Genomic DNA, 13,384 nt, shown 5'->3' on the forward strand with positions numbered 1-13,384 from the left:
ACCGAGCCACCGGGACGCATCGAAGACTCCTTGTTCCCCCTCGCCGACGAGACGAGTATGAGTGCAGATCAGCGCGACGACGCCGCCGCGACCGCCGAGAGCGGCGAGAGCGGCGGGGCCGACCTCCACGAGAACGCTATGCAGGACGTAATCGCCGTCGACAGCGACGACAACCGGACGGGCCTCGTCAACCGACTCGACGCCCACACCGGCGACGGCATCCGTCACCGGGCGTTCACCTGCCTCGTCTTCGACGGCGACGGCCGCATCCTGCTCGGCCAGCGCGCGCCCGGAAAGCGGCTCTGGGACACGCACTGGGACGGCACCGTGGCCTCGCACCCGGTCGAGGGACAGTCCCAGGTCGACGCGACCGCGCAGCGACTCGAAGAGGAACTCGGCATCACGCCGGATCAGTACAGCGACCTCCGCGTGACGGACAAATTCGAGTACAAGCGCTACTACGAGAACGCCGGCCTGGAGTGGGAGGTCTGTTCGGTCCTGAAGGTGACGCTCGACGACACCAGCCTGGACCCCGACGAGGACGAGATCGCGGGCCTGCTGTGGGCTGATTACGAACACCTCCACGACCACCCGCAGTGGTACCGGCAACTGCGCCTGTGTCCGTGGTTCGAGATCGCGATGCGTCGCGACTTCGAGGAGTAGCCGGCACCTGCGGCGGCCGAGACGGAATTCCCTTTTACGCCCGACGCGTTCCTCCGACGATGACCGAGGACCCACCGGAGCCGGAACTGTACGACTCGCTCGACGGACAGGTCGCGCTCGTCACCGGGGCCAACCGCGGTCTCGGCCGTCAGATCGCCGCGAACCTCCACGATCTCGGCGCGACGGTCTTCGCCGCGACGCGCTCTATCACCCACGACGTCCCCGACGAGTGGGAGCACCTCCTCGTCGACGTCACCCAGGAGGGCGAAATCTCCGATGCGGCCGACGAGATCTTCCAATCGGCGGGTCGGCTGGACATCGTCGTCAACAACGCCGGCGTCGCGGAGTTCGATTCCGACATCGTCTCCGAGTCGGTGAAGACGATCGATCGCACGCTGGCAACGAACCTCCGCGGCCCGATGCTCGTCTGCAAGCATATGGTGCCGCTGCTGTTGCAGACCGACGGCGGTCGCGTCGTCAACCTCTCCTCGGGGATGGGCGCGCTCGGCGAGGGACAGTCCGGCGGCTCGCCCGCCTACCGCGTCTCGAAGACGGGACTCAACGGCCTCACCGCCTACCTCCACGGCGAGTACGCCGACCAAGGACTGCTCGCGAACTCGGTCTGTCCGGGCTGGGTGCAGACCGAGATGGGCGGCGAGGACGCCGACCGCTCGATCGAGAAGGGCGCAGAGACCCCGACGTGGCTCTCTCGCTTCCGGCCGGAGTCGCCGGCCGGCCTGTTCTGGCGCGACCGCGAAGTCATCGACTGGTAGGGACCGGACGAGTTGGCGTCGCCCCGCGACGCGATGGGGACAGTTCTTTGATGCCGGCCCGCGTCGGATCGGATATGTCGAAGGAACCCGGCGTCCGGGAGATTCCGGGCGCGCTCGCGGACTACGCGGCGGGCGTCGCCGACGTGGTCGCACGCGGACTCGTCGTCGCCGCCGCGCCGATCCTCCTGCTCGCGCTGCTCGCGCTGGCGGTCGTCGGTGGCGGGGTCGCACTCGTCGTCCTCGCGGTTCTCGCCCCCGCCATCGCCGCTGCGGTCGCACTCGAAGTTCCCTCACGAGTCCGCGAACGGTTCGCGTAACGCCGGCCGGGATACGCGCCGTTCGCCCGCGAGGTGAGTCGGCGAAAAATCGGAGGGTTAAACCTCCGGGAAACAATATCGGAGACTGCGCGAGGGTGGCCGAGTCTGGAAAAGGCGGCGGACTCAAGATCCGCTCTCGTAGGAGTCCGTGGGTTCAAATCCCTCCCCTCGCACTCGAATCCGTGAGCCTCAGCGAACGGTTCGATCACCACGGAGGGGTTTGAATCAGGGAGCAGCTTCGTTGCGACCGTGGTTCAAATCCCTCCCCTCGCACTCGAATCCGTGAGCCTCAGCGAACGGTTCGATCGCCACGGAGGGGTTTGAATCAGGGAGCAGCTTCGCTGCGACCGTGGTTCAAATCCCTCCCCTCGTATTTCGACAGTAATTCGGAGCGACAGCGTTTCGCAGGCGGTCACGACGCCGTCTCGTTCAGATAGTAGAACTGCGGTCTCTCGGAGTTCCGAACAGTCGTGATCGTCTCGCCATCGAGTCGAACGGCGAGCGTCTCGTAGTCAGGCGGGAGCGCGACGGACGAACTCATCGTCGTCTGGGGGACGCAGTCGGGGTCGGCGGGCTTGCTCGGTGTCTCCGGGCGCGTCGTGAACGCAAGCACCCAGCGGCCGTCTGCGGTCTCGCTCAGATTCGCACGAATTTCGAGGTCGGGATCGTCGTGCGTGAAAGTGTAGTTCTGGAACACGACGCTCCGGTACTCGGATGTCGCTGTCTGACCGACCCACGCCCGCGGCGCGTCGGCGTCGGCACAGCCAGTCGCCGTCGTCGTCGTCATCGACGGAACGGCGACCGACGACTGCGGAAGTGCCGTGACGTACACGGCACTGCCCGCGATCAGCAGGCCCACGACGAGGCCAGCGAGAAAGACCGATACTCGTTTCGCCATACAGTTAGTTGAATATCTGACACCGTAGTCTTTCGGTGTTGCCAGCAACCTCGGCGTTCTGGCGGCGAGTCACTGCCCGAAGCGGGCGATTCGATCGGCGTACGCGGGATGTGTCGAGAACAGTTGCAGGAGCCACGACCCCTCAGGCTGGTCGACGTCGGTCGTCGCGCCGAGCGACGTCAGGAGAGAGGCGACCGCGTGTGCCGACGTGTGCTGTACGGCGGCCGCATCGGCGCGGTACTCCAGCCACCGCATCGCGCCGTAGGCGGCGACGCGCTCGACGGCGATCGTGACGAGGAGACTGAGCGTCGAGAGCGGAACGAGCGCGTCGAACAGCGTCGTCGTGACCGCTGCGCCGACGGCGAGGACCACGACGCTGACGCCGCCGCGGACGAGCACGTGACGCTCGCGGTGGTGGCACGCCTCGTGTGCGAGCAGTGCGGCCAACTGCGCGGGCGGAAGCGTCGCCAGCGCGAACTCGCTGACGCCGACGACGTCCCGAAACGGACCGCCGATCGCGTAGCCGTTCACGGGGCCGTTCCGAGTTCCCGTGACGGCAAGCACCTCACAGTCCAGGGCCGGAATGACCGTCTGTACCGTCTCGGCCTCCGCCGGTGTGAGCGGACGGACGTCGTAGTGGAAGACCGCGAGGACCGGCGAGAGCGCGACAGTCACCGCGAGCAAGCCCACGACGCCCCAGACCCACACCCGGAACGGAGCGGTGAAAACGAGCACGACGGCCGCCACCGACGTCGTCGCTGGAACGGCATTTGCGAGCGCCCGTCGGCTGATCGCGCGCGGCGACGGGAGGTGGCCGCGGGTCGGGTACCGGGGCACCGTGCCGAACTCCAGGTACGCCGAGTCCAGAATCCGCTGATAGAGGACGACCACGACAATCGCGACAGCGAGGGGAGTGGCGAGGTGACGCATCCAGGAACCTCAGTTCGAGGGCGGCGCTGTGACTATTAGCCGCCGAATCCCTCGTGGGCGGTACGCAGAGTGCGACGAGATCCGTATTAGTTAGCCGCGACCTTTCACGAGAAGCGCGCGATTATCGGATCGAAATCGAATCCTAGCGACCGAAGCGACGACGGCACTTCACTCCAGCAGCGACTCGCCAGTCATCGCCGCCGGTTTCTCGATGGCCATCAGTTCGAGCATCGTGGGTGCGATGTCGCAGAGCGACCCGCCGCTCCGGACCTGCCGCCCGCCGTCGTCGCCGTCGGGCGAGATGTAGATTAACGGCACCGGGTTCGTCGTGTGTGCGGTGTGGGGTTCCTCGGGCGTCCCCATATCGTCGGCGTTACCGTGGTCGGCGGTGATGAGCGCGTGCCCACCCGCTTCCTCGATTGCGGCGACGAGCCGGCCGAGCTGTTCGTCGACGGCTTCGACGGCCTCGACGGCCGCCTCGAAGTCGCCCGTGTGGCCGACCATATCGGGGTTCGCGTAGTTGAGCACCATCGCGTCCGGGTCCGCCGAGTCGATGAGGTCGATCGCGGTGTCGGTCACTTCGGCGGCGCTCATCTCCGGCTGGAGGTCGTACGTGGGCACGTCGGGGCTCTCGACGATGCGGCGGATCTCGCCGTCGAACTCGACCTCGCGGCCGCCGTTCAGGAAGTACGTGACGTGGGCGTACTTCTCCGATTCGGCGAGGCGGAGTTGCGTCTTCCCGGCCGCCGCGAGGGTCTGGCCGAGCGTGTCCGTCGGCTCCTCGGGTGGGAACGCGACCGGGAGGTCGAACGTCTCGTCGTACTCGGTCATCGTGACGACTCGCGTCTTCGGCGGGTGGGTCTCGAAGGGCCACTCGGGGTCGATGTCGGCGAGGAGGCGAACGAGCTGGCGGGCGCGGTCCGGCCGGAAGTTGAAGAACAAGACGGCGTCGTCGTCTTCGAGCGCGGGGCCGCCCTCGACGAGCGTCGGTTCGACGAACTCGTCGGTGTCGCCGCGGTCGTAGGACCCGCGGACCGCCTCGACGCCCGTGGTCGCCTCGTGGTCGGCCTCGCGGTGGACGATGGCGTCGTAGGCGCGTTTGGTCCGCTCCCAGTTCTGGTCGCGGTCCATCGCGTAGTACCGCCCGGAGACGGTGGCGACGTCGCCGGTGCCGTTGTCGTCGACGACCGCTTCGAGCGTCGCGAGGTAGTCCTCGCCGCCGTAGGGGTCGGTGTCGCGCCCGTCGGTGAACGCGTGGGTGACGGCGTCGACGCCGCGGTCGGCGGCGAGTTCGATCAGCGCGTGGAGGTGGCCCTGCTCGGAGTGGACGCCGCCGTCGCTGAGCAGTCCCATAAAGTGCACGCGGCCGCCCGTCTCTGCGACGTGGTCGAAAGCCGAGACGATTGCCTCGTTCGTCCGAAACGAGCCGTCGGCGATGGCGTCCTCGATGCGCGTGTACGCCTGCTTGACGACCCGTCCGGCGCCGATGTTGAGGTGTCCGACCTCGCTGTTGCCCATCTGCCCTTCGGGGAGGCCGACGCGCCGCCCGGACACGTCGAGCGTTCCGTACGCACCGGCGTCGGCGAACCGGTCGAAGTTCGGCGTCGATGCCGCTTTCACCGCGTCCCGCCGGTCGTGATCCCCGAGGCCCCAGCCGTCGAGGATGACGAGCGCTGCCTGCATACGCGGGGTGAGGCGAGGCCGCGGTGAATAGGCTTCGTTTCGCCGCGCCGTCGAGATGGCTGGAGCACCACAGCGTGCGCACGGACGCGACACCTTCTTTCGGTTCCCCCCCGTCGGTGGACTCGATGGCTGGTCGGCACGAGGAATCCGGAGCGAAACGCGACTGGCGGGCGCGGCTTCGCCGCCCGTTCCCCGAGCGCTGGGTGGCGTACTATCTCGGCAACGGCGCGAGCCTCGGGTGGCTCCTCGTCGTCGACGGGGCCGCGTTCCTCCTGGGGGTCAGTTTCTACGTCCACTCGGACCCCTCGCTCGCAGACCTCAGTTCGCTCCTGTACCCGCTGTTCGGCGACTCACCGACGGCGCTCGCGCTCGCGACGCTCTCGGTCGCGACGCTGCTTCCCAACCTCGGACGCCGGCTCTCGGAGGCGCCGTCGAACCGACTGTTGACGGTCGTGCACACGCTCGCGTTCGTCTGGCTCGTGAAGTACGGGCTCTGGACGGCCGTCGCGCTCAACCTCCGGCCGGATCTCTACTTCGGCTTCACCCCCGCCCTGCTGTGGGAGTACTGGGGCATCCTCATCACCCACCTGTTCTTCCTCTTGCAGGCGGCGGTGATCCCCTACTACGGTAAGACCTCTCGGGAGGCGCTGGCGGCGGCGCTCGTCTTGCTCCTCGTCAACGACGCCTTCGACTACGGGTTCGGCTTCTACCCGCCGCTGCGATACGATGCGGGCGCTCTCTTGGCGGGAATCACCGTCGCGCTCTCATTTCTCGTCGTCGGGTACGCCGCCTGGACGTTCGACCGCAACGACTCGCGCTGACTGGGAAAAAGCGGGCGAGCGTCCACCGTACCCGAAAATGCGTCAGCGTCTTACGTCTCCGAGATTTACCTTCGGTTATGGACTCTGCGGTACTCCTAGATCTCCTCGGGAACGAGAACCGGCGGCGCATCCTCCGGCTCCTCTCGCATAAACCCTGTTACGTCACCGAGATCAGCGAGTACCTGGGGGTCAGCCCGAAGGCCGTCATCGATCATCTGCGACGGCTCGAAGAGGCCGGCCTCGTCGAAAGCCGCACCGACGACCAGCGGCGGAAGTACTTCCACATCGCGCGGAACCTCCGATTGGAGGTGAGCGTCTCGCCGTATCGTTTCGGTGCGAAGAGCGCCTATCCGGCCAGCCGGAGTCTTGATATGCGTGGCCGCTGTCAACACATCTCACTCGACATCCCCGGCGAGCAGACGGGCTGTGAACCGAGCGAGGAACGCGAGCGCGACGGCGACGACGGCCGGGAGCAGGCAGCCAATGGGCCGATCGAGAGCGGTGCAGACGCGCCGCGGGACCTCGACGAAATCCGGCGGCGCGGCAGCGACGCGGGCGGTGTCGACAGCGACGACGACGTCGCCTCGCTCGCACGCCAGTACGCGTATCTCGAAGACGTCGAGAGCGAACTCTCGCTGGCGCAGCGGTGGGTGCACGGGCGCGTGACCGACGTCCTCGATCAGTTGACAGAGCAGATCGGCGCGGAGGCCGACAGCCGATTCTACGCCGAAGTGCTTGCCGCCATCGCCCGCGAGACGCGGAGCGCCCGCGAGGTCGCCCGCGAACTCAACGCCAGCCCCGAGCGGGTCGAGACCGCACTCGATCGGCTCTCCGAGCGCGGACTCGTCTACCACGACGGGACGGGCTGGACCGTCAACTGATACCGAGACCGCGTCGCACTCACTGCTTCGTGAACCCTGCCGACCCACTCGCTTTTTTCGCTCGGGGCCGAGAGCACGGATATGGACGAAGCAGAACTCGCCGCCCGCATCGATCACACGGTCCTGGGGCCGACGACGACGGTCGACGACGTCGAGCGCGTGCTCGACGAGGCCAGCGAACACGGAATGAACGCGTGCATCCCGCCGTGCTACGTCGCTGAAGCGGTCGCGTACGCGCCGGACGTCACGCTCGCGACCGTCGTCGGCTTCCCGCACGGACAGCACTCGACGGCCGCAAAACACGGCGAGGCCGTCGACGCCTGGCAGACCGGCGCGGACGAACTGGATATGGTGCTCAACGTCGGACGGTTGAAAGCGGGCGACGACGAGCGCGTCGCGGCGGACATCGCCGAGGTCGTCGCCGCCGTTCCGATCCCGGTGAAGGTCATCCTGGAGACGGCGCTCTTGACCGACGACGAGAAACGCCGCGCCTGCGAGGCGGCAGTCGAGGCCGGTGCCGACTTCGTCAAGACCTCGACGGGGTTCGCCGACGGCGGGGCCACTGTCGCAGATGTCGAACTGATGGCGGAGTACCTGCCGGTCAAAGCAAGCGGCGGCATCGGCTCCTACGAAGACGCGATGGCGATGCTCGACGCCGGTGCGGAACGGATCGGCGCGTCCTCGGGGGTCACGATCCTCGACGGCGCGCCCGAGGCGGTGGAGGAGTCCTAGAAACGCCTCTCATAGTGGTCGGAACTGTGCAGAGTTTCTCGCCATACCGTTCGGCGAGGATCTCTCGGACTTCCGACAATCCGTATCAGTCGTCGCGCATCTCGCCGAGTCGGTCGACGAGCGCGTCCGTGTCGACGTCGGACTCGACGTTGACGTCGCCGTCGTGGTCGTGCTCGTGGACGTTGACCGCTTCGCTGTCGTCGTCCTCGTCGGTCGTCTGCTCCTGCTGCTCGGATTCGTCGTAGCTTCCGAAGCCCATACCCTAACATCCCGCCCGCCGGTGAAGAACCACACGAAGCAAAGAGCGCGCGTGAGACGCTCTCACTCAAGGTCCCACCGGATGCCGAACGTCGTCCAATCACCGCACCAAAACGTTTTGACACCGCTTTGTGTTGGTCGACGTAGATGATGATCGGTCGGTGGAAGCAGACAGCGAGTGGGGCGAGCATCGCGTTTCTCGGAATCCTCTTCGCGTCCGTGACGCTCTTCGACGTCTACGAGGACTACGCGCTGCAGGCCGACCCGCTCTATCTCACCCTTCTGGAGAACGCCGCACCGATCGGACTGGACCTGATTCTCGTCGCCGCGGGGGTGACTCTTGCGAGACGGACAGACGTGCAGACGGCGTTCGTCGCGCGGACCACGACGTGGAGTTTCCTGGGCACGCTCGTGATGCTCGTGATCACGCTGTGGGTGTATCTCTTCCAAGTCATCCAAGGCCAGATCAAACCGCAAATCATCTTCAGCCACGTCGTCGCGATGGGCGCAGTCGCTGGTCTCGGTGTCGGCGTCTACGACGGCCAGCGCCGCCGACGCGAGGAAGAACTCGAAGTCGAACACGACAAGATCTCGGCGCTCTTCGACAATAGCTCGGAATGCATCGCCGAAGTCGAGTTCGTCGACGACACTCCCGTCGTCCGCGCGATCAATCCGGCGTTCCAAGAGGTGTTCGGGTACACGCCCGGATCGATCGAAGGGGAGTCGCTCGACGACGTCGTCGTCCCGCCGGGAGACGAGCAGCGAGCCAGCGCGATCAGCGCACGAGCGCAACGCGGCGAGCGTTTCGAGACCGAGGAGCTGTTCCGGCTGACGGCATCGGGTGAAGTCCGCGTCTTCCGCCTCCAGGCCATTCCGTTCGAGGCGGCCTCCGCGGACACTGACGGGTACGCCGTGTACACCGACATCACTTCCGAGCACCGCCACGAACGGCGTACGACCGCGCTCCACGAGGCGACGCGTGAACTGGTGACAGCCGGCTCCGTCGAGGGGATCGCAGACGCTGCCGTCGACGCCGCGACCGAGATTTTGGACCTCGATTTCACCGGGATCCACCTCTACGACGAGGACTACGGGGAACTGCGTCCGGTCGCATACTCTCAACAGGTGGCCGAGGTCCTCGGCACTCCCCCGACGTTCGGCCCGGGCGATGCGATCGCCTGGAACGTGTTCGAGAGCGGCACACCGCGATACGTCAGAGATCTCGCGGCGTCGGAGGAGGCGTACAACGAGGACTCGACGCTTCGGAGCGAACTCATCGTCCCGCTCGACGACCTGGGCGTGCTGTTGATCGCTGCGCGGCAGCCCGGTGCGTTCGAGGAGTCGGAGTACTCGCTGGCGAAGATCCTCGGGGCCAACGTCGCCGCCGCGATGGAGCGTGCAGAGCGGGAATGCCGGCTCGAAGAGCAGAACGAACGGCTGGAGACGTTCACGAGCATCGTCTCACACGACCTCCGTAATCCGCTGAACGTCGCCGACGGCTATCTCGAACTGGCGCGCGAGGGCGACGAGGCCGCGTTCGACCGCGTCGACGACGCGCTCCGGCGGATGGACGAACTGATCGAGGACCTGCTCACGCTCGCGCGGCAGGGCGAAGCCATCGACGAGGTGCGTGAAGTCGACCTGGCCGAGGTCGCGCGGCGGGCGTGGACCAACTCAGCCACGGCGGACGCGACGCTCCACGTCGACGGCGCAGACGCGATCGAAGCCGATCCCGGCCGACTGCAGCAGCTGTTCGAGAACCTCTTCACGAACGCCGTCGATCACGGCGGCGACGACGTCGCCATCCGTGTTGCGTCGATAGACGGCGGCTTCACCGTCGAAGACGATGGACCAGGGATCCCCCAGGCAGAGCGTCACCGGGTACTCACCGAGGGGTACACTACCGAAGACGACGGCACAGGATTTGGGCTCGCAATCGTCGAGGAGATCGCCGACGCGCACGGATGGACGGTAACGATCGACGAAAGCGACTCCGGCGGCGCGAAATTCGAGTTTTCCACCGGCTGCTCATCCGCCTGAGCCCGAGTCGATGGCCGCGTGCTGATGGGACCGACCTGTACGCACCGCGGATCCGTGGATTCGTTCCGTCGGAGGGTCTCCAGCGACCGGGACGACGACTGCGCGCCGTCGACGCCCAATTCCGTCGAAATCGCCTTCGTCAATCGTCTAAAAGCCGATTCGAAAATATGGAGTTATCCCGCTGGAGTGCAGTCACCGAGGTAGACTCACCCACAGGACAGTACTATGTCTGGAAAATACGATCTCGTAATCGTCGGCGGCGGCATCAGCGGGGCATCGCTTCTCTACACGACTGCAAAGTTCACCGACATCGACTCGATCGCGCTGATCGAGAAGGAACCGGAGATCGCGGCGATCAACTCCCATCACACGAACAACTCCCAGACGCTGCACTTCGGCGACATCGAGACGAACTACACCTTAGAGAAGGCCGAAGGCGTCAAGACGGGCGCAGAACTGCTCGCGGGCTACCTGGAGAATCACGATCCCGACCGCGAGATGCACGCAAAGCGCAGCAAGATGGTCCTCGGGGTCGGCGACGAGGAAGTCGAAAAGCTCGAACAGCGCTACCACGAGGACGGCTTCGGCGACCTGTACCCGAAGCTGCAGCCGATCGGTCGCGACGAGATCGCAGAGATCGAACCGAAGGTCGTCGAAGGGCGCGACCCCGGCGTGGATATGCTCGCGCTGCAGACGCCCGACGGCTACGTCGTCGACTACGGCGAGACCGCGAAGTCCTTCGTCGAACTCGCCCGCGAGGAGTCGAACGTGGACGTGTTCACGGGCACGAAAGTCGAAGACGTCACGAAGAACACCGAGGGCTACACGCTCACGACGCCGCAGGGACCGTTCGACTGCGACGTCGCGGTCGTCGCCGCCGGCTCGCACAGCCTCCAGATCGCGAAGGAACTCGGCTACGGCGAGGATATGGCGCTCCTGCCGGTCGCCGGGAGCTTCTTCCTCGCCGACGACAGCCTCCTGAACGGCAAGGTCTACACGCTGCAGATGAAGAAACTGCCGTTCGCGGCGGTTCACGGCGACGCGGACGTACACGACGACAGCATCACGCGCTTCGGGCCGACTGCGAAGCTCGTGCCCGCGCTCGAACGTGGACGGCTCTCGACCGTCAGTGACTTCCTCGACGTGTTCGGGCTGAACGCCGCGTCGTTCCTCAGCTACGCCAACATCCTCGCCGACCGGATCCTGCTCCCGTACGTCCTCACGAACCTGCTGTACGACGTGCCGGAGGTCGGCGCGCGGTCGTTCCTCCCCGAGGTCCAGAAGGTCGTCCCGAGCGTCGAACTCGACGACATCGAGCGCGCGAAGGGCTACGGCGGCGTCCGCCCGCAGATCGTCGACACGAGCGCGAAATCGCTGGACATGGGCGAGGCGAAGATCGTCGGCGACGACATCGTCTTCAACATCACGCCCTCGCCTGGCGCGTCGACCAGTCTGAAGAACGCGATGCGCGACACGAAGACGATCCTCGACTTCTTCGAGGCGGACTACGAGTTCGACGAGGACGCCTTCCGCGCGGACACGATCGAGAACTTCCCGCGCGGGGAGTGAGGCGCGCGTCGACGCCGATCTAAACTCCCGCGTTATAGGGATTATCGTAACTGTTCGGAGATTCTCGCCGTACCGTCCGGCGAGACATCTATGGAGACTCACGATAACCCCTATAGTTCTGCGGCCCGAGATAGCCCCACGCCTGGAGGCGGTCGCCGTCGCCGTCGATCCACCGCTCGCCGATGTCGTCGCGGTAGTAGCAGTTCGGGATCACGATGTCGTCGACGCGTCCGTAGCACTGCTCGCGGGCGGCCTGCATCGTTTCGCCTTTCCCAGTCACGACGAGTGGCATCCCGCTCTCGCCGGCGGCGCGCCACTGGTCGTCGACCCGCTTCGTGTCTTCGAGATGGATGCCGCGTCGATCCGGGGTGTCGAAGACGATCGCGGCGTTGCGCGAACTCTCGTCGTAGGTTTTCCGGTCATCGAACGGGAACGGGGGCAACACGACGCGGACGCCGACCTGGAATCCCCGGTGCGTCACGAGGTCGGGGTCGTTCCCGCGAGCGAGAGCCGCGAAGAACTGTCCGGTGGGTGACTCGAAAGACTCCTCTTGGAGCGCGATCGTCGGATAGCCGAACCGCGGCGTGAACTCAAGGGGGAAGATCCCACTCTCGTTGACGATGCAGTTGAGGTCGATGCTCCCGACGTAACCCTCGCCTGCGAGCCAGCCTTCCAGCTTCCCGAGCGTCTCCTCGAACAGTTCGTTCCGTTCGCTCCAGAACATCGAGGTCCCCATCTCGCCGGTCGAGGGGCCGATGTTGCCCGGAAACAGCTTCTTGTGCTCGAAATTGAAGTTCACGCGGTCGACGAATCGCTCGCCGTCGAAGAAGCCGCAGACGGCGACCTCGACGCCCTCGACCTTCCGCTGGAGTTGGAAGCCCTTCATCCGGTGGCCCCACGCCTGCTTGTACGCGCGGAGGACGTCGACGACGTCGCTGCCGTCGTCTTCACTGCCGACGTACAGGAGCCGCTTCACGTTCTGGACTTCGCCGAGCGGCTTGATGACGTATGCGGCCGGATTCTTTTGCACGTGTTGAATGGCCGCGTCGAAATCGTAGAAGACGTGGTGTTCGACGGTGTTTACGCCGTGTTCTTCCAGGATGTCCATCGCGTACCCGCGGTCCGCTTCGAGGCGGTCCGTATTCGGCGTCCCGCCAATCACGGCGTGGCCGTCCGCGCGAAGTTCCTGCGCGAGCTCGCCGGTGCCGACGTCGGAGCCGACCCAGATGTCGTCGAAGACGATCACGTCGGCCCACTCGACTTCGGCGCGCCAGTCGTCGGTTTTGGGGACGAAGCCGTCGCCGATCTCGCGGTCCGCTTCGGCCTCGATGTAGTACTTCACCTCGTGGCCCTCTCGGTGGGTCTGCCACGCGAGGTCCGTGACCAGGGCAGCATCGGCCGAGACGAAGAGAAATCGCGCTGGGTCCATAGAGGAAATTTCGGTCGGGATCAACTTGAGTATGTGTAGTGGTGTCACGGGTCGTCCGGCGGTATTAAGAAAGTCGCTACCGAGATGTAGCCTGATGGTAGACCTTCGACGCGTCGCCCTCGACATTCTGAAACCACACGACCCGTCGATGCTGGAGTTCACGGAACGAATCGCGGCCGTCGAGAGCGTCGACGGCGTGTCCACGTCGCTCATCGAACTCGATCAGGAGGTGCAGAACGTCAAAATAACCGCGGAGGGGACGAGCCTCGAGTACGACGCGATCGAGGACGCGATCGAGAGTTTCGGCGGCACCGTCCACTCGATCGACCAGGCCGCATACGGCGAGTACGTCGTCGAAGAGCGGCGGACGTTACAGGACGACTGACTCGA

14 protein-coding genes and 1 tRNA gene are annotated in these 13,384 nt (G+C 65.8%); 10 read left to right on the forward strand and 5 right to left on the reverse strand.

Features of this window, described 5'->3' with window-relative positions:
• The first annotated feature begins 138 nt into the window (after window positions 1-138).
• The 4 genes from RBH22_RS06400 to RBH22_RS06415 all read left to right on the forward strand — a co-directional run bounded on the left by RBH22_RS06400 (window position 139) and on the right by RBH22_RS06415 (window position 1,926).
• Window positions 139-663, forward strand: a complete 525-nt coding sequence (locus RBH22_RS06400) for an NUDIX domain-containing protein (protein WP_256289735.1) — start codon at window positions 139-141, stop codon at window positions 661-663.
• A gap of 59 nt (window positions 664-722) precedes the next feature.
• The gene (locus tag RBH22_RS06405; protein WP_256545339.1) at window positions 723-1,436 is read left to right on the forward strand and encodes an SDR family NAD(P)-dependent oxidoreductase; all 714 of its coding nucleotides are present in this window, start codon (window positions 723-725) and stop codon (window positions 1,434-1,436) included.
• 74 nt (window positions 1,437-1,510) lie between these two features.
• On the forward strand, window positions 1,511-1,753 hold the full coding sequence (locus tag RBH22_RS06410) for a hypothetical protein (RefSeq protein WP_306676911.1): 243 nt from the start codon (window positions 1,511-1,513) through the stop codon (window positions 1,751-1,753).
• A gap of 89 nt (window positions 1,754-1,842) precedes the next feature.
• A tRNA-Leu gene (locus RBH22_RS06415) sits at window positions 1,843-1,926 on the forward strand.
• 239 nt (window positions 1,927-2,165) lie between these two features.
• On the opposite strand, the gene RBH22_RS06420 is transcribed toward RBH22_RS06415, so the two are convergent.
• The 3 genes from RBH22_RS06420 to gpmI form a co-directional block, all read right to left on the reverse strand.
• The gene (locus RBH22_RS06420) at window positions 2,166-2,651 is read right to left on the reverse strand and encodes a hypothetical protein (RefSeq protein WP_256545341.1); all 486 of its coding nucleotides are present in this window, start codon (window positions 2,649-2,651) and stop codon (window positions 2,166-2,168) included.
• Between the two features lie 69 nt (window positions 2,652-2,720).
• Entirely contained in the window at window positions 2,721-3,581 is an 861-nt protein-coding gene (locus tag RBH22_RS06425; RefSeq protein WP_306676912.1) for a M48 family metalloprotease, read from the reverse strand.
• A gap of 168 nt (window positions 3,582-3,749) precedes the next feature.
• Window positions 3,750-5,264 carry a 2,3-bisphosphoglycerate-independent phosphoglycerate mutase gene (gene gpmI, locus RBH22_RS06430; RefSeq protein ID WP_306676913.1) on the reverse strand — a complete coding sequence of 505 codons (1,515 nt, stop codon included), beginning with the start codon at window positions 5,262-5,264 and terminating at the stop codon, window positions 3,750-3,752.
• A gap of 125 nt (window positions 5,265-5,389) precedes the next feature.
• On the opposite strand from gpmI, the gene RBH22_RS06435 reads away from it, so the two are divergent.
• The 3 genes from RBH22_RS06435 (at window position 5,390) to deoC (ending at window position 7,698) form a co-directional block, all read left to right on the forward strand.
• Window positions 5,390-6,085 (forward strand): DUF1405 domain-containing protein, encoded by a 696-nt coding sequence (locus RBH22_RS06435; RefSeq protein ID WP_306676914.1) that lies wholly within the window; start codon window positions 5,390-5,392, stop codon window positions 6,083-6,085.
• Between the two features lie 77 nt (window positions 6,086-6,162).
• Entirely contained in the window at window positions 6,163-6,966 is an 804-nt protein-coding gene (locus tag RBH22_RS06440) for an ArsR family transcriptional regulator (protein ID WP_306676915.1), read from the forward strand.
• Window positions 6,967-7,047: 81 nt separating this feature from the next.
• Window positions 7,048-7,698: a deoxyribose-phosphate aldolase gene (deoC, locus tag RBH22_RS06445; protein ID WP_306676916.1), complete on the forward strand. Its 651-nt coding sequence runs from the start codon at window positions 7,048-7,050 to the stop codon at window positions 7,696-7,698.
• 85 nt (window positions 7,699-7,783) lie between these two features.
• On the opposite strand, the gene RBH22_RS06450 is transcribed toward deoC, so the two are convergent.
• On the reverse strand, window positions 7,784-7,957 hold the full coding sequence (locus RBH22_RS06450; protein WP_121569301.1) for a DUF5786 family protein: 174 nt from the start codon (window positions 7,955-7,957) through the stop codon (window positions 7,784-7,786).
• Window positions 7,958-8,103: 146 nt separating this feature from the next.
• On the opposite strand from RBH22_RS06450, the gene RBH22_RS06455 reads away from it, so the two are divergent.
• Together RBH22_RS06455 and RBH22_RS06460 are read left to right on the forward strand one after the other, a co-directional pair.
• Window positions 8,104-9,996: an ATP-binding protein gene (locus tag RBH22_RS06455; protein WP_306676917.1), complete on the forward strand. Its 1,893-nt coding sequence runs from the start codon at window positions 8,104-8,106 to the stop codon at window positions 9,994-9,996.
• A gap of 225 nt (window positions 9,997-10,221) precedes the next feature.
• Window positions 10,222-11,565, forward strand: a complete 1,344-nt coding sequence (locus RBH22_RS06460) for an FAD-dependent oxidoreductase (RefSeq protein WP_256289593.1) — start codon at window positions 10,222-10,224, stop codon at window positions 11,563-11,565.
• Window positions 11,566-11,653: 88 nt separating this feature from the next.
• On the opposite strand, the gene RBH22_RS06465 is transcribed toward RBH22_RS06460, so the two are convergent.
• Window positions 11,654-12,994, reverse strand: coding sequence for a phosphoribosylamine--glycine ligase (locus RBH22_RS06465; RefSeq protein ID WP_306676918.1), 1,341 nt, complete (start codon window positions 12,992-12,994; stop codon window positions 11,654-11,656).
• 94 nt (window positions 12,995-13,088) lie between these two features.
• Here RBH22_RS06465 and RBH22_RS06470 point away from each other — a divergent pair, with 94 nt between their 5' ends.
• Complete coding sequence (locus RBH22_RS06470) at window positions 13,089-13,379, forward strand: DUF211 domain-containing protein (protein ID WP_256545349.1); 291 nt, start codon at window positions 13,089-13,091, stop codon at window positions 13,377-13,379.
• Window positions 13,380-13,384 lie beyond the last annotated feature (5 nt).

Source organism: Halobellus sp. H-GB7, from assembly GCF_030848585.1.
GTDB classification, from domain to species: domain Archaea; phylum Halobacteriota; class Halobacteria; order Halobacteriales; family Haloferacaceae; genus Haloquadratum; species Haloquadratum inordinatus.